Below are 16068 nucleotides of genomic sequence, written 5' to 3' on the forward strand. Positions count from 1 at the left end.
GCGGGACGGACGGCGACTGTGAACTCGGCCGCCGCGTCCTTCGTGACGGAGGTGGGGGAGCAGGGGCTCAAGCCGGCGTGAGGCGCGGCTCGCCCGTCTCATCGGGGTACTCGCCCGTCTCGCCCGGGTAGCGGACGCCGACGCGGTCCCGGATCGCGTCGAGCGTCCGCATCACGGCGAGCGTGCCGTCGAGCGGGACGAGCGGCGACTCGGTCTCACCGGCGCGCAGGGCGCGCATCACCTCGGCGGCCTCGTGGCGCAGGCTGTTGCGCGGCCCGTCCGCCGGATCGGCCGTGAACTCCTCGGCGTCACGGCCGTCCCGGTGCAGCACGAAACGGTCCGGGAAGAAGAACCCGCCCGGGACGTCGATCCGGCCCCGCGAGCCCGTGACCGAGGCGGAGGTCGCCGTACCGCCGACGATGGAACAGTGCACCGAGCCGAGGGCGCCGCTCTCCCAGGAGAGCAGGGCCGCGGTCTGGAGGTCCACGCCCTCGTCCGAGAGCGTCGCTCGCGCCGTGATGTCCGACGGCTCCCCGAGCAGCAGCTGCGCGAACGACACCGGATACACACCCAGATCGAGCAGCGCGCCCCCGCCCAGCTCCGGGTTCCGCAGCCGGTGCGAGGGCGGGAAAGGCCCGGCCAGCCCGAAATCGGCCTGCACACTGCGCACTTCACCGATCGCACCATCGTCCACCAGGGACTTCAGCCGCCGCACCAGCGGATTGCAGTACATCCACATCGCCTCCATCAGGAAGCGCCCGTGCTCCCGCGCCAGCGCGACGAGTTCCGCCGCCTCGCGCACGTTCAGCGTGAACGGCTTCTCGCACAGCACGTTCCGCCCGGCCGCCAGACACAGACCGGCGGCGGTCCGGTGCGCCGTGTGCGGTGTGGCGACGTAGACGACATCGATGTCCTCGTCCCGCGCGAGCCGGTTCCAGTCGCCGTACGCCCGGGGTATCCCGAACCGCTCCGCGAACGCCTTCGCCGACTCCTCGGACCGTGACGCCACCGCCACGACCTCCGCGTCCGGCAGGTCGAACAGATCCGCCGTGAACGCGGCGGCGATCCCACCGGTCGCCAGGACGCCCCACCGCACCGTGTCCGCCGTCATACCGCGCCGCCTTCGCCTTGTGACCCCGAGCAGTCCGTACGAGCTGAGAGCATAGGGGGCGATCGAATCGAACAGGGAGGGACTCATGCCCGAGGGTGGGGCGTCCATATCGAACACCGCACAGGGGGCCGCAGCAGGCACGGAGCGCCCCGACCTCACAGCGCAGCGCCGCACCGGGCTCCTCGTCACGTTCCTCCTCGGCAGCCTGACGGCCGTACCGCCGCTGGCGATGGACATGTATCTCCCGTCACTGCCGGAGGTCACCCGCTCCCTGCACGCGCCCGCCGCGACCGTCCAGCTCACCCTCACCGCCTGCCTCGCCGGCATGGCCCTCGGCCAGCTCGTCGTCGGGCCGATGAGCGACCGCTGGGGGCGCCGCCGGCCGCTGCTCGCCGGGCTCGCCGTCTTCGTCGTCGCCACCGTCCTGTGCGCCCTCGCCCCCACCGTCGAGTCCCTGGTCGCCTTCCGGCTGGCGCAGGGCCTCGCGGGCGCCGCCGCGATCGTCATCGCCCGGGCCGTCGTCCGCGACCTCTACGACGGCATGGCCATGGCCCGCTTCTTCTCCACCCTCATGCTGATCTCCGGGGTCGCCCCGATCGTGGCGCCGCTGATCGGCGGACAGGTGCTGCGCGTCACGGACTGGCGGGGCGTGTTCGTCGTCCTCACCGGCATCGGCATCGCGATCGGCGTCCTGGTCTGGACGAAGCTGCCCGAGACCCTGCCGCCCGCCGAGCGCCACAGCGGCGGCGTCGGCGAGGCCCTGCGCGCGATGCGCGGCCTGCTCGCCGACCGCTCCTTCGCCGGCTACACCCTCACCGGCGGCTTCGCCTTCGCCTCCCTCTTCGCCTACATCTCGGCGTCCCCCTTCGTCATCCAGGAGATCTACGGCGCCTCCCCGCAGACGTTCAGCCTGCTGTTCGGCGTCAACTCGGTCGGGCTGGTCCTCGTCGGCCAGATCAACGGCAAGGTCCTGGTCGGCCGGGTCAGCCTGGACCGGGTGCTGGGCATCGGCCTGACGATCGTCATCACCGCCGCGACCGCGCTGCTGCTGATGTCCACGGGCGTCTTCGGCGAGGTCGGCCTCACGCCCGTCGCCGTCGCGCTCTTCGTACTGATGTCCGCGATGGGCATCACCCTGCCCAACACCCAGGCCCTCGCCCTGATGCGCACCAAGCACAACGCGGGCTCCGCGTCCGCCCTGCTCGGCACGTCGTCGTTCCTCATCGGCGCGATCGCCTCCCCGCTCGTCGGCGTCGCCGGCGAGGACACCGCCGTCCCGATGGCTGTCGTCCAACTGGCCGCCGCACTGGTGGCGGTGGCCTGCTTCGTGGGAATGTGCCGACCTTGGAAGGCTCCGAAGACCCCGAAGGCCTCGGAGACGGAGAACAGCACCGCGAGCGCGGAGGGAGCGGACAGCTGAGCGCACCGAGACTGCGCGACGGCACGCCGGAACGGGCCGGACTCGACCCCGTGGAACTGCGCCACCTCATCCGGGAGGTGCACGTCCTCACCACCGGGCAGCGCCCCTGGGCACCGGGCGCCGTCCTGGTCGTCGGACGCGGCCCCGTGATCGCGGTGGAGGAGGCGGCGGGCTGGGCCGTGCGCTACTCGGCCTACGACGAGGACGCCGACGCCGGTGTGGAGCTGCCCGCCGAGGACCGGGTCCCGATGACCGTCGGCACACCCTTCGACCTGGCGTCCCTCACGAAACTGTTCACGTCCGTGGCCGCCGTGCAGCAGATCGAGCGCGGCACGCTGGGCATCGACGCGAGGGTGGGCGCGTATCTGCCCGACTTCACGGCGGCAGCCCGGCACGGCGTCACCGTACGACAGCTCCTCACCCACACCTCCGGGCTGCGGCCCGAACTCCCGCTGTACGACTGCGCGGATGCCGCGCACCGGCTGGCGATGCTCCAGGCGGAACCGCCGGTCGGGGTGCCCGGCACGTACTGCTACTCCGACCTGAACATGCTGCTCCTCCAGTACGTCCTGGAGCGGGTCACCGGCCGCACGCTCGACGTCCTCGTCCGCGACGGCATCACCCGGCCGCTGGGCATGACGGCGACGGAGTTCGGGCCGTGCCCCGGGGCGGCGGCCACGGAGGACCAGCGGCGGCCGTGGGCCAAGGCGGACCGGGGCATGCTGCGGGGCGAGGTCCACGACGAGAACGCCTGGGCGCTGGGCGGTGTGGCCGGCCACGCTGGCCTGTTCTCCACGGGCCGGGACCTCGCGGTGTTCTGCCGCACCCTCCTCGCCGGCGGCTCCCACGGCCCCGCCCGCATCCTCGGCCCCGACTTCGTCGACCTCCTCTTCACCCCACCCGGCCTCGGCTTCTCCCTCGACCAGCCCTGGTTCATGGGCGACCTCGCCGGCCGAGGAGCGGCCGGCCACACCGGCTTCACCGGCACGTCCCTCGTCCTCGACCCGGCGACGGACACGTTCCTGATCCTCCTCACGAACACGGTCCACCCGGTCCGCCGCCGCCCGGACAACGCACCGAGGGCAGCGGCGGCGGCACGGGTGGCACGAGCGGTACGGGGCATCTGAGAGCACGGCTCTCCCAGGGGAGCGCGCCTCGGCCGGCCCTGCCGCGTGAGCACGCCCTGTCGCACGAGCCCCGTGAGCACCGCTCTCTCCCTCCCCCTCGGCCCTCGTAGAATCGCCGGGTGAACGCCCCCGCACCCCCGGCCGCCGAAACCCTCCGTGCCGCTCTTGCCGGTCTGCTCGACGGGCTGCCGCCTCGGCAGGCCTCGCGGGCGGTGGAGCGGTTGATCGCCAGCTATCGGGGGGCGACTCCCACCGACGCTCCGATCCTCCGGGACCGGGCCGATGTGGCCGCCTATGCCGCTTACCGGATGCCGGCGACCTTCGAGGCCGTGCGGTCGGCGCTGGAGGCGTTCGCGGATGCCGTGCCCGAGTGGGTGCCCGGCGGGCATCTGGACGTCGGCGGCGGTACGGGGGCCGCGGCCTGGGCCGTGGCCGCGACCTGGGACGGGGAGCGGCCCGTCACCGTGCTCGACTGGGCCGAGCCCGCGCTGGCCCTCGGCCGGGAGATCGCCGCGGCCGACCCGGCCCTGCGGGACGTGCGGTGGCAGCGCGCCCGGATCGGGGCGGCGCTCAGCCTCGAGAGCACGGATCTCGTCACCGTCTCCTACGTCCTCAACGAGCTGACCGCCCCCGACCGCACCGCCCTCGTCGACGCCGCCGCGGCCGCCGCACAGGCCGTCGTGATCGTCGAACCCGGCACCCCCGACGGCTACGCCCGCGTCATCGAGGCGCGGGAACGGCTGATCGCCGCCGGCTTCCACATCGCCGCCCCCTGCCCGCACAGCGAGGCCTGCCCCATCGCCCCCGGCACGGACTGGTGCCACTTCTCGGCCCGGGTCAGCCGCTCCTCCCTGCACCGCCAGGTCAAGGGCGGCTCCCTGCCGTACGAGGACGAGAAGTTCAGCTACGTCGCCGCCGCCCGCTTCCCCGTCGAACCGGCCCCCGCACGCGTCGTACGCAAGCCCCAGATCCGCAAGGGCCAGGTCCTCCTCGACCTCTGCGAGACCGACCCGGCCCTGAACCGCACCACCGTCACCAAGCGCCACGGCGACCTGTACAAGGCCGCACGCGACGCCGACTGGGGAGACGCCTGGCCGCCCGCCCCCTGATCACCGGCCTCCTGCCGAACCGACCCAGCGCAGCAACGTCTCCTCCGCCGACGCCCGGTCGGTGGGGGACAGGTTCGCGATGTCGACGCTGTGATTGCCGCCCGGCACCCACAGCGTCCGGGAGTCGGGACCCCCGGGCCGGAAGTGCTCGGCCACGGCCGGGTCCTGGGCGCCGTTGACGAACAGCAGCCGGCTGCCGCGGCGGCGGACCCAGCGGTCGATGTCCGGCATGGCGCGCGTGTCGAAGACCATGGGGATGTCCCGGGGCACGAAGTTGCGCGCCGCGATGCCGTCCGGATGGCGCAGCAGGTCCGCGAGGTGGCCGGTGGGGACATCGCCGTACCCGAGCTGCGTGCCGATCTGGTACCAGTACGGGATGTACCGCCCGGCCGCCGTGTCGGCGTACAGGGACAGCCCGGCCCAGTTGTCCAGCCAGGTGTACAGCTCGTCCGTCGTCGCCTCCGGGCCGGGGATCGCGGCGGTGTCGGCCGGTGTCGCGCGCTGCCAGAACATGAACAGCACCCGTAGCACGGCGATTTCGAAGGCCTTGTCCGCGCTGCCGACGATGCGGAAGGTGTCGCCGGAGGCGGACGCCCAGGCCTCGTAGCGGGCGACCAGCTCGGCCCGGTGCAGCAGCATCCGGCGCTGGGCGGCCTTGACGGCCTCACGGGCGGGGGCGGTGCCGACCGTCTCCAGGAAGCGCAGGCAGGCGGAGTCCTCGCGGTCGTCGACGTTGTTCGGGGCCGAGTAGACCACCGTGCCGTCCACGTCACCGGGGTGGAAGCGCCGGTGGTAGAGGCTCGTCATGCCGCCCTTGCTGCTGCCGGTGGACAGCCACGCGCCGGGGTAGACCCGGCGGAACAGGCGGACGACGCGGTGGTGGTCGTCGGCGGCCTGGCGGATGGTGAGGTGGGCGTAGCCGGGGTCCGCCGGGCGTGAGACGCCGAAGTAGCGGTGTTCCACCTGGAGTTGGTTGGCACCCAGCAGCGTCGCCGGTTCGGTGAGCCGCGGGGTGAGGACCGCGTGATAGCCGGTGCTGAACAGCACCGTGGGCCGGTCGGCGGCGGTGTGGAGCAGGGTGAGGCGCTGCTCGAAGGTGCCGGCCGAGGGGTCGGTGTGGTCGACCGGCTGGCGCAGGCCGAGGACGAAGTGCCGGTACCCCGCTCCGGCGTCCCGCCGCTCCTCGATCAGCCGCAGTCCGGGCAGCGCCCGCAGGGTGTCCGCGATGTCGGCGTCCGCCGGCCGGGGCCCTCCGTCCGCCGCCCTCGCCGGTCCGGCCGCCGTGACGGCGAGGCCCGCAGCGGAGACGGCGGAGGCCGCCGAGGCCGCCGAGGTGAGCAGCCGTCGTCTCGTCCACACGCCCATCGTGTTTCCTCCCGGGTGTCCGTCGGTCGCGGTGTGCGGTCGCGGTGTCGCGACCGCTTCAGTACATCCGCCGGACGTCCCGGGAGGATCCCGCGCGCGAGGGGACGCCCTCCCCCGGACGGGGGAGGCTCACGACGACCGGCCGGTCGTACCGCCCTCCTGTCCTGCCTGCTGTTGCTGCCGCTTCTCCTGGAGCTTGCGCAGCAGCTCGCGCTTCTGGGCCTGCGGATCGAGACCGCCGCCGATCCGGCCGCCCCGGCCGTCGCCGCGCAGCGCGCTGCGGCCGAGGTTCTTGCGTGATCCGCCGACGCCCAGCATGTTTCCGGCTCCGCCTCGGGTCATGTCGGGGCTCCTCTCCTGAGTACGTGAGTACGATGGTGATGCGACGAGACGTTTCGTCTCGTTCCTTGCCTTCACCACTGTCAGGCGAGACGCACCGTCTTGTCAACCTGATAAATTCGAGCCATGAGCCCGAAGAAGCCCGCGCAGCCCGCCCCCGACTCCACCCGGCGCAGCGAGAAGTCCCGCCGCGCCATCTACGACGCCGCCCTCACCCTGGTCGCGGAGGTCGGCTACCCCAAGACCACCATCGAGGGCATCGCCGCCCGGGCCGGTGTCGGCAAGCAGACGATCTACCGCTGGTGGTCCTCCAAGGCCGACGTCCTGCTGGAGGCCTTCCTCGACCTGAGCGAACAGGCGTCCCGGGACGCGGGCGGGGAGTACGACTTCGCCATCCCCGACACCGGCGACCTCGCCGCCGACCTCAAGGCCGTCCTGCGTCTCACCGTCGACCAGCTCCGGGACCCCCGCTTCGAGGGTCCCTCCCGTGCCCTGGCCGCCGAGGGCGTCGTCGACGAGCAGCTGGGCCGCGTCATGGTGGCCAATCTGCTCGAACCCTCGCTCCGGCTGTACGCCGACCGGGTGCGCGCCGCGCAGGAGGCCGGCCAGGTCCGCCCGGACGTCGACCCGCGCATCGCCCTCGAACTCTGGGTCTCCCCCCTCGCCCAGCGCTGGCTGCAGTACACCGGCCCGATCTCCTACGAGTACACCGACACCCTCGTCGACTACGCCCTTCAGGGCCTCGCGCCCCGCTGAAAGGCCCTGCGGGCGTCCCGCTGGGCGACCTCCCGGGCCTCCCGGGCCTGCCAGGACTCCCGCTCGGCGATCCGAGCCAGCCGCCCCGGCGCGTCCGTGATCACCCCGGTGCACCCCAGCTCCAGCACCCGGTCCCGCTGGGTGTCCGTCATCACCGTGTGCGCCCACACCCGCGCGATCCCCGAGTTCACCGCCCGCACCAGATCCGCGTCGCGCGCCCGGTGGTCCACGTCCAGCAGATCGACGTACGACCGCCAGCGCTCCGGCCGGTCCGTGCGCATCTGGCGCGCCGAGCGCCACAGCTGGGTGAGCAGGCCGAGGCGGTGGGCGCGCCGGGCCACCCGGGGGTCGTTGGAGTTCACGAAGACCGAGCGGGTCAGGCCGCGGGCCCGGATCAGAGCGGCCAGCCGGTCCAGACTCCGCGGATCCTTCGCCTCCAGCATCAGCACGATCCGCCCGCCGAAACGGTCCAGGACCTCCGCGACCGTCGGCGGCCGCTCCGACCGCCAGCTCCCCGGCAGCACATCCCTCGGGCGCAGCCGTACGCCCTGCCACTCCCGGGCGTCCAGGCCGCGCACCGCGCCGCCCAGATAGGTGGTGCGGTTCAGGGTCTCGTCGTGGAACACCACCGGCGTGCCGTCGCGCAGCAGCCGGGTGTCGAAGTCCAGCACCTGCGCCGTACCGCGCCGGTAGGCGGCCATCAGCCCCGCCATGCTGTTCTCGGGGACCTCGTGGGCGCCGCCGCGGTGCGCGACGTAGGTGATCCGGGGGAGCGCCGCCACCGTCAGCGGGCCGTTGCCCCACTCCAGGGGCAGCGGGGCGGTGCCGTGTGCCGTGAGGGTCAGCGCGACCACGGAAGCCGCGGTGGCCAGGCCCGTCAGCGCGATCGTTGTGACCATGGCGATACGGTAGGGCGCTATATCGGGTCAAAGCGGGCAATGACACCGATCTTGGTGCGGCATATGCCTCGCTCGCCCCACCGGTACCCGTCTCATAGCTCCTGCCCCTGATGTGGGCACTGGCCCCCCGGTGCGCGGGAAGATGGGACCATAGGGCATGCTGTTCCGCACGACGGCGAGGCGAGGGGATAGATGAGCGCGGAGTTCGGCGGCCGGACCGGCCTTCGGGGCAAACTCACCCAGTGGCTGCGTGCCGGGCGCCCGCCGAAGGAGGCCGCCGGTGACGGCGGCCGTGAGGCCCTGCTGCTCGCCGCCGCCGGAGCGGGACTGCCGCTCGCGCCCGCCGCCCACCCGGCCGGCTACCGCTGCTCCTGCGACCGTGTCGGCTGTCCCACCCCGGCCCGGCACCCCGTGTCCTTCGCCTGGCAGACGCAGTCCACCACCGACCGCGCCCAGATCGAGCGCTGGGCCCGCCATCAGCCCGAAGCCAACTTCATCACCGCGACCGGCATGATGCACGACGTCCTCGACGTGCCCCTCGACGCCGGTCGCGACGCGTTGGAGCGGCTGCTCGCGGAGGGTGTCGAGGTCGGGCCGGTCGCCGAGAGCGACGACGGCCGCATGCTCTTCTTCACCCTCACCCGGGGTACGCCCGAGGACGAGGACGAGTGGTGGCCGTGCGAGCTGGACTGTCACCCCGAGACGGCGGACGAGCACCCCGGGCTGCGCTGGCACTGCCGCGGCTCCTACGTCCTCGTGCCGCCCGCCCGGCTGCCCGGTGACGGCCAAGCCGTGCGGTGGGTGCGCGGGCCCGAGCACGAGCTGCCCGACCCGTTGAGTCTGCTGGAGGTGCTCACCGAGGTCTGCGGGCGGTACGTCGACGCCGACTCGGCGGGGTCGGCGTGGCCCTCGCGACGCTGAGGCCTCCGAGCCGGGGCGAGTGTTGAGTCGGGCTCAGGCCCTTGGTTACGAGCCCTCCGCGGACGTCATGCCCTGGATCCGGCCCAGGATCGTCACCTTGCCCTGGCCCTTCGGATCCAGCGCCACCTCGTTGGAGACGAACTCCAGCGTGAGCGACTGCTTGATCTCGCCCTTCGTCAGGGCCAGCACGTCCTTGTTGGGGGTCGGGAACTCCGTGCCCGCGTAGGCCGTCTGCTTCTCGTAGTGCCGCGTCGTGAAGAACACCAGCGCGCCACCGTCCGTCGTGCGCAGCGCCAGCGGCCCGTAGTCGCCGTTCGTCAGCGGCTCGTCGATGTACTGGGTGACCAGGCCCGGCCTCTTGGTGTTCTTCTCGCGCAGCGCACGCCACTGGCTGGTGTGCGCGCCGTCCGCGAAGACGGCCCCGCCGTTCTTCAGATACGTCGTGTACGTCTGGCTCAGATCGCCGGGCTGCGCCGCCAGGCCGGGCGTGTTCACCGGCACCGACTCGGCCCAGCCGTCCGCGTCCTTCTTGAACTCCGGGACCTTGTCGGGGGCGACGAGCGTCAGGTACGCGACCTGGAAGGGGTCGTCGAGGCTGCTGCGGGTGAACACCAGCAGCCAGCGGGCGGTGCCGCCCTTGTTGCCGGCGGCGTCGACGACGAACCAGCGGGGCCAGCCGGCCTTCTTCGGGATCGTGAACTTCGCGTCCGTCAGCTTCAGTGCTGAGTGGTTCGGGTTGCCGCCCGGGTTGTTCTTCCGGCCGGCCTCCAGACGAGCCGTGTCGATGTCGGCGAGGGCGCCGGTGGTGTGCTCGGCGTCCAGGGAGGCGTCGTAGGCCTTGTCGGCCTCGTTGTACGCGGCCGTGAACTCCTGGAGGGCCTTGGCGGCTTCGGCGCGGGTCGTGGACGGGAGGATCTCCCGTTCGCCGTGCACGACGACGCATCCGCTCGCCGTCAACGACAAAGCGGTCACCGAGGCCGATATGAGGCTCCTCCGGCCCAGCGTGCGGAGTGTTCGAGGGTCGCGATCCCTGATCATCGGGTGCCTTCACCTTCCCCTTTCCGGAGGCGAACCCTACCGGGTGCCTCCGGCGGTTGGGGCGGGGTGGGTAGGTCTGGCCCTGCGTCTGTGCCTGACGTCGGGTGGTGGGTTCGCGCCTGACGGCGGGTGGTGCGTCTGTGCCTGACGTCGGGTGGTGGGTTCGCGCCTGACGGCGGGTGGTGCGTCTGTGCCTGACGTCGGGTGGTGGGTTCGCGCCTGACGGCGGGTGGTGCGTCTGTGCCTGACGTCGGGTGGTGGGTTCGCGCCTGACGGCGGGTGGTGCGTCTGTGCCTGACGTCGGGTGGTGGGTTCGCGTCCGACGTCGGGTGGCGCGTCCGCGCCTAGGCGCCGGTGGTGGGTCGGGGCCGCGCCGGGGGGTGTCCGTCCTCGGAACGGCGCGATGGGGTCGGGGACCAATTGACTGTTCGTTGACGCGCCAACCGCTGCGGGCGGACACCCCCCGACACGTCCCCTTCTCGCCGTACGCGGGTGCGGGCGCGTCGTGGCGCTCCGCCAGCCGCCGCACCCGCCCTGGCTGCCGCAGGCCGCCGCGCGGGCCCGCCCTCGCCGCCTGGCCGCGGGCCCGCCCTGCCGCCCCCGCTGCGGGCATGCGTGCCGCTAGGGGCGGCACGGGTGGGCGCAGCGGCACCCCGCCACGCCGGGCTGCGGACCCACCCGGCCTCAGCTGTCCCGGGTCGGGTCTGTAATTGCCCGGCGTTGTACGAGGCCCGAGGGGGCAAGGAACAGGGCCAGGGTCGGGATCAGGTACAGGAGCCATACCGTCACCTGGAGGACCGTCGGGTCGGGCTGGAAGTTGAGGATGCCCTTGAGGAGGGTGCCGTACCAGCTGTCCGGAGGGATCGTGCCGGAGATGTCGAAGGCCCTGTTCGTGAGGCCGGGCAGGAAGTCGGCCTCCTGGAGGTCGTGGACGCCGTACGCCAGTACACCCGCGGCGACGACCACGAGCATGCCGCCGGTCCACGTGAAGAACCTCGCCAGGTTGATCCGCAGCGCGCCCCGGTAGAACAGCCAGCCCAGCAGCACTGCCGTGGCAAGGCCGAGACCCACACCGACCAGCGGCCGGGGCGTGCCGTCGCTCGCCGCGTGGACCGAGGCCCAGACGAACAGGGCCGTTTCCAGGCCCTCCCGCCCCACGGCCAGGAACGCCGTCGCGACCAGCGCCCCCGTCCCCATCGCCAGCGCCGCGTCCAGCCTGCCGTGCAGCTCCGCCTTGAGATGCCGTGCGGTGCGGCGCATCCAGAACACCATCCACGTCACGAGTCCGACCGCGACGATGGAGAGGGAGCCCCCGAGCGCCTCCTGGGCCTGGAACGTCAGCTCCTGGGAGCCGAATTCGAGCGCGCAGCCGAAACCGAGGGACAGGGCGATCGCGACCCCGATGCCGGTCCAGATCGGCTTCAGGGCGTCCCTGCGGTCCGTCTTGACCAGATAGGCGATGAGGATGCAGACGACGAGGCTCGCCTCAAGACCCTCGCGCAGGCCGATCAGGTAGTTGGAGAACATCGGGTCTACGCCTCCCCGGAGAACAGCGTCCGGCCCCACCAGTCGTCCTTGTCGCGGACGCCCGGCGGGATCGCGAAGAGCGCCGAACTCACGTGCTGGATGTACTCGTTGAGCGCGTCTGTCGCCAGATTGCGCTGGATCGGGATGAAGCCCTCGCGGACGTCCCGCTGGTAGGCCAGGAAGAACAGGCCCGCGTCCAGGCGGCCGAGGCGGTCCGTGCCGTCGGTGAAGGAGTAGCCGCGGCGGAGGATCGTCGCCCCCCGGTTGGAGTCGGGGTGCGCGAGCCGGACGTGTGCGTCGGGCTTCATCGCCTTGAGGAACGGCTCGTCGCGCTCCTTCGCCTTGCCGACCGGGGCGCCCTCGCCCTTGTCGCGGCCGAAGATGTCCTCCTGCTCCTGGAGCGAGGTGCGGTCCCACGGCTCGATGTGCATACGGATGCGGCGGGCGACGAGGTAGGAGCCGCCGGTCATCCAGGACGGGCCGCCGTCCTTCTCGGACACCCAGACGTGCTTGCGCAAGCGGTCCGTCTCCGTGCCCGCGATGTTGCGCGTGCCGTCCTTGAAGCCCATCAGGTTGCGCGGGGTCTGCGCCTCGGGCGTCGTCGAGGACGTCTTGCCGAAGCCGAGCTGCGACCAGCGGATGACCACCTTGCCGAATCCGATACGGGCCAGGTTGCGGATCGCGTGCACGGCGATTTGCGGATCGTCCGCGCAGGCCTGGACACAGAGGTCGCCGCCGCTGCGGGCCGTGTCGAGGTTGTCGCCCGCGAACTTCGGCAGGTCGATCAGTGCTTCGGGCCGGTGGTCCGTGAGGCCGAACCTCTCGAACAGGGTCGGGCCGAAGCCGATCGTGAGCGTCAGGCGGGAGGGTCTGAGGCCCAGGGCCTCGCCCGTGTCGTCCGGGGGCGCCTCGGGCAGCCCGCCGTAGGCGCCCTCGCCGACCGGGTGCCCGGCCGTCATCCGCCGGGCGGCCTGCGTCCAGTCCTTGAGCAGTTGGACGAACTGCGCGCGGTCGTCGGTCGTCACGTCGAACGCGGCGAAGTGCAGGCGGTCCTGGACCGGGGTGGCGATGCCCGCCTGGTGCATGCCGTGGAAGGGGACCGCCGCTCCGGGGTCTGCCGGGGCTGCGTCGTTGCCGTGGGCCAGGGCGACCGCTCCGCCTGCCGTGGCGGCGCCGAGCGCCAGGCCCGCGCCGCCCCAGCCGAGCAGTGAACGGCGGGAGGGGGACGGTGGGTTGGTGTCCGTCATGGTGTGTCCCGCTACTTGGCGACCGCTGCGGCGAGCTTGGACAGCGGCTCCGCGAGGGCGTTCACCGCGTCCGAGAGTTCCTTGCGGTCCGCCTTGCCGACCTTGTCGTACGAGGTGAAGTCGTAGGACGCGGTGTTCGGGCGGTACTTGTCGAGCAGGGTGTTCAGCGCCGCGAACTGCCGGTCCAGTTCCGTGACGAGGGCCGCGTCGTTCTCCTCGGCGACCGGCTTCAGCAGCTCGTACGACTGCTGCGCGCCCTCGACGTTGGCCTTGAAGTCGACCAGGTCGGTGTGCGAGTAGCGCTCCTCCTCGCCGGTGACCTTGCCGGTGGCGACCTCGTCGAGGAGTTCCTTGGCGCCGTTGGCCATCGAAGTGGGGGTGATCTCGGCCTTGCCGACCCGCTTCTGCCAGTCCTTCAGGTCGGTGATGAGCGTGTCGGCGAGTTCCTTCTCGCGGTCGCCGATCTTCTTGTCCTGCCAGAGGGCCTTCTCCAGGCGGTGCCAGCCGGTCCAGTCGGTGGCCGGGTCCTGGCCGTCCTCCAGGCCGTCCTCGCGGACGTCCACCTTCGGGTCGATGTCGCCGAAGGACTCGGCGACCGGCTCGGTGCGCTCCCAGCCGATGCGGGAGGGGGCGTACGCCTTCTTCGCGGCGTCGAGGTCGCCGTCCTTGACGGCCCGCGCGAACGCCTCGGCCTTGGGCAGCGTCTCGTCGGCCTGGGTCTGGGCGTAGGCGCGGTAGGCCGCGACGGCCTTGTCCAGGCGCGGGTCGCGCTGGACGGCCTTGCCGCCGGTGACCTTGACGGCCTGGCGGATGCCCTTGCCCTTCATGCCGGGCTTGCAGGCGATCTGGTAGTCGCCGGCCTTCACCTCGGCGGTGACGCGCTGCTCGGTGCCGGGGCCTATGTTCTCCCGCTCGGTGACCACACGGTCGTCGGGGAAGAGGACGTAGACCTCGGTGACCTTGGACCCCTTGTTCTCCACGGCCAGCTCGACGTGCCCGGCCGGGAACTCCTTCTTCGACACCTCGCACTTGTCGTCCGTCGCCGTGACGTGGACGACGCGGTCGCCGTCCTTCCCGCCGCCTTTCTCGGTGCAGCCGGTGACGGCGGTCAGGGCCGCCGCGACGGCGATCGCGACGGTGGCGGGTCTGACGGGTCGCATGAGGGCTCCAGTGAAGGCAGGGCAGGCAGGGAAGGTGAGGCTCACCTAAGGCGCTCACCCCTAGGGCACATAAGGATTACCTAAGTGGCCCAAAATCGCCCTCATGAACCGGTCAAAGGAAGGTCAAAGGTCGCGTCTCGGGGTGATGAGGAGATCTTCGGTCCGAGGGTGCGGGAAGACCTCCACGGGCTGGTCGTAGACCTCGCTCAGCAGGCGTTCGGAGAAGACCTCGGCGGGCGGGCCGTCCGCCGCGACGCGACCGGCGCACAGGAGCGCGACCCGGTGCGCGTAGGCGGCGGCGAGACCCAGGTCGTGCACCACCACGACCACCGCGTCACCGGCGTGCGCCCTTGACCGGCACAGCCGCGGCACCAGCTCCTGGTGCCGCAGATCGAGCGCCGCCGTCGGTTCGTCGAGCAGCAGGAGCGGGGCCTGCTGGGCGAGCACCCGGGCGAGCGCGACCCGGGCCCGCTCGCCGCCGCTGAGCGCGGAGAACGGGCGCGTGGCGAAGCCGGTGACCTCGGTGGCGGCCATGGCCTCGGCGACGGCCCGGTCGTCGTCGGCCGGGGTCGAGGCGGGGGAGGCGGCGTGCGGGGCGCGGCCCATGCGGACGACCTCCTCGACCGTGAAGGGGAAGGAGAGCGCCGCGGACTGCGGCAGCACCGCCCGGCGCAGGGCGAGATCGGGCGCGGGCCACTCAGCCGCCGGGCGGCCGTGGACGCGTACGACCCCCTCGGCGGCCGGGACATCGGCGGCCAGCGCGCTCAACAGCGTCGACTTTCCCGCCCCGTTGGGACCGACCAGGGCGAGGACCTCACCGGCGCGGACCGTGAGGTCGACGCCCTTCAGTACCTCGCGGGCCCCGAGCCGGACATACAGATCCTGGGTCTCGGCCAGGACATCGCCGGGCGACGGCCGGGCCGGGGGAGTGGGACGTCGGGTACGCAGGCGGATCACGCCCAGCCTCCTTGTCGGCGCCGGGTGCGGCGCAGCAGCCAGAAGAAGAACGGGCTGCCGAGCAGGGCCGTCAGCACCCCGAGGGGGAGTTCGGCGGGCGCGGCGACCGTACGGGCCGTCAGATCCGCCGCCAGCAGCACGAGCGCGCCGAGCAGCGCGCTGCCCGGGATCAGGAAGCGGTGACCGGGCCCTGCCAGCATGCGCAGCAGATGCGGGACCACCAGACCCACGAACCCGATGATCCCGGAGACGCTCACCGCCGCCGCGGTCAGCAGCGCGATGACGAGGACCAGCACGATCCGCAGCCGCTCCACCTCCACGCCCAGATGCCGGGCGGGCCGCTCACCGAGGGACAGGAGGTCCAGGCGGCGGGAGTACAGGGGCGCGACCGCCAGGCCGAGGACCGCGCACGGCAGGACCGCCAGCACCTTCGGCCAGGTCGCCTGGGAGAGCGAGCCCAGCTGCCAGAACGCGATCTGGTTGACCGCCGCCGTGTCCGCGAAGAACAGGAACAGGCCGATCAGCGCCCCCGCGAAGGCGTTCACCGCGATACCGGTGAGGATCAGCGTCACCACCTCCGTACGGCCGCCCGAACGCGACACCGCGTAGACGAGCAGGACCGTCGCCAGACCGGAGACGAAGGCGAAGACGGACACCGTCCAGGTGCCGAGGACGTTCACCCCGAGGGCGATCGCCCCGACCGCGCCGACCGCCGCGCCCGAGGAGACCCCGATGACACCCGGCTCGGCGAGCGGGTTGCCGAACACGCCCTGCATCAGCGCGCCCGCGCAGCCCAGCGAGGCGCCGACCAGCAGGGCCAGCACGATCCGCGGGAACCGCACGTTCCACAGCACCGACTCGGCCACCCGGTCCAGCTCCCCGCCGCCCAGCCCCAGCCGGTGCTGCACGGAGGCGAGGACGTCACCGACCGGGACGGGATAGGCGCCGGTGCCGGCGGCGACCGGGACCAGGACGAGAAGGGCCGAGACCAGCCCGGCGGTCAGCAGCCAGGCCGTCGTACGGCGTCTTCGGGGCGGGACCTCGGGCGGGGCGCTCGTGGTGGGCCTCTCCAGGACGGTCATCCAGCCTTAC

General features: G+C 72.4%; 15 protein-coding genes. 5 read left to right on the forward strand and 10 right to left on the reverse strand.

The annotated features are described in order from the left end of the window. Positions 1-67 precede the first annotated feature (67 nt). A complete protein-coding gene (locus KJK29_RS27375; RefSeq protein ID WP_215121836.1) occupies positions 68-1111 on the reverse strand; it encodes a Gfo/Idh/MocA family protein in 1044 nt (347 codons plus the stop codon). An 85-nt stretch (positions 1112-1196) separates the two neighbouring features. Between KJK29_RS27375 and KJK29_RS27380 the strand changes: the two genes are divergently transcribed. From KJK29_RS27380 to KJK29_RS27390, 3 genes are all read left to right on the forward strand, one after another. Further along, positions 1197-2531: a multidrug effflux MFS transporter gene (locus KJK29_RS27380; protein ID WP_215121837.1), complete on the forward strand. Its 1335-nt coding sequence runs from the start codon at positions 1197-1199 to the stop codon at positions 2529-2531. Continuing rightward, a complete protein-coding gene (locus KJK29_RS27385; RefSeq protein ID WP_251057960.1) occupies positions 2456-3658 on the forward strand; it encodes a serine hydrolase domain-containing protein in 1203 nt (400 codons plus the stop codon). The genes KJK29_RS27380 and KJK29_RS27385 overlap by 76 nt, the downstream gene beginning before the upstream one ends. A gap of 119 nt (positions 3659-3777) precedes the next feature. Next, positions 3778-4767, forward strand: coding sequence for a small ribosomal subunit Rsm22 family protein (locus KJK29_RS27390; RefSeq protein WP_215121838.1), 990 nt, complete (start codon positions 3778-3780; stop codon positions 4765-4767). Here the strand turns inward: KJK29_RS27390 and KJK29_RS27395 are convergent, their stop codons facing one another. Together KJK29_RS27395 and KJK29_RS27400 are read right to left on the reverse strand one after the other, a co-directional pair. Next, complete coding sequence (locus KJK29_RS27395; protein WP_215121839.1) at positions 4768-6132, reverse strand: S28 family serine protease; 1365 nt, start codon at positions 6130-6132, stop codon at positions 4768-4770. Positions 6133-6261: 129 nt separating this feature from the next. Beyond that, complete coding sequence (locus tag KJK29_RS27400) at positions 6262-6474, reverse strand: DUF6243 family protein (RefSeq protein WP_215121840.1); 213 nt, start codon at positions 6472-6474, stop codon at positions 6262-6264. Between the two features lie 123 nt (positions 6475-6597). On the opposite strand from KJK29_RS27400, the gene KJK29_RS27405 reads away from it, so the two are divergent. Beyond that, positions 6598-7227 carry a TetR/AcrR family transcriptional regulator gene (locus KJK29_RS27405; protein WP_215121841.1) on the forward strand — a complete coding sequence of 210 codons (630 nt, stop codon included), beginning with the start codon at positions 6598-6600 and terminating at the stop codon, positions 7225-7227. Here KJK29_RS27405 and KJK29_RS27410 read toward each other — a convergent pair. Further along, positions 7206-8126 carry a glycerophosphodiester phosphodiesterase gene (locus KJK29_RS27410; protein ID WP_215121842.1) on the reverse strand — a complete coding sequence of 307 codons (921 nt, stop codon included), beginning with the start codon at positions 8124-8126 and terminating at the stop codon, positions 7206-7208. The two genes, KJK29_RS27405 and KJK29_RS27410, sit on opposite strands and share 22 nt — an antisense overlap. 192 nt (positions 8127-8318) lie before the next feature. Here KJK29_RS27410 and KJK29_RS27415 point away from each other — a divergent pair, with 192 nt between their 5' ends. Further along, complete coding sequence (locus KJK29_RS27415; protein WP_215121843.1) at positions 8319-9047, forward strand: bifunctional DNA primase/polymerase; 729 nt, start codon at positions 8319-8321, stop codon at positions 9045-9047. Positions 9048-9092: 45 nt separating this feature from the next. Here the strand turns inward: KJK29_RS27415 and KJK29_RS27420 are convergent, their stop codons facing one another. The 6 genes from KJK29_RS27420 to KJK29_RS27445 form a co-directional block, all read right to left on the reverse strand. Next, the gene (locus KJK29_RS27420; protein ID WP_215121844.1) at positions 9093-10085 is read right to left on the reverse strand and encodes a hypothetical protein; all 993 of its coding nucleotides are present in this window, start codon (positions 10083-10085) and stop codon (positions 9093-9095) included. Between the two features lie 684 nt (positions 10086-10769). Beyond that, positions 10770-11612 (reverse strand): iron uptake transporter permease EfeU, encoded by an 843-nt coding sequence (efeU, locus tag KJK29_RS27425; protein WP_215121845.1) that lies wholly within the window; start codon positions 11610-11612, stop codon positions 10770-10772. A 5-nt stretch (positions 11613-11617) separates the two neighbouring features. Continuing rightward, entirely contained in the window at positions 11618-12859 is a 1242-nt protein-coding gene (gene efeB / locus KJK29_RS27430) for an iron uptake transporter deferrochelatase/peroxidase subunit (RefSeq protein ID WP_215121846.1), read from the reverse strand. A gap of 11 nt (positions 12860-12870) precedes the next feature. After that, on the reverse strand, positions 12871-14019 hold the full coding sequence (gene efeO / locus KJK29_RS27435; RefSeq protein ID WP_215121847.1) for an iron uptake system protein EfeO: 1149 nt from the start codon (positions 14017-14019) through the stop codon (positions 12871-12873). Between the two features lie 123 nt (positions 14020-14142). After that, positions 14143-14973 carry a heme ABC transporter ATP-binding protein gene (locus tag KJK29_RS27440; RefSeq protein ID WP_215124485.1) on the reverse strand — a complete coding sequence of 277 codons (831 nt, stop codon included), beginning with the start codon at positions 14971-14973 and terminating at the stop codon, positions 14143-14145. After that, positions 14973-16058 (reverse strand): FecCD family ABC transporter permease, encoded by a 1086-nt coding sequence (locus tag KJK29_RS27445; protein WP_215121848.1) that lies wholly within the window; start codon positions 16056-16058, stop codon positions 14973-14975. The genes KJK29_RS27440 and KJK29_RS27445 overlap by 1 nt, the downstream gene beginning before the upstream one ends. Positions 16059-16068: the final 10 nt, after the last annotated feature.

It is taken from the genome of Streptomyces koelreuteriae (assembly GCF_018604545.1).
Classification (GTDB): Bacteria; Actinomycetota; Actinomycetes; order Streptomycetales; family Streptomycetaceae; genus Streptomyces; species Streptomyces koelreuteriae.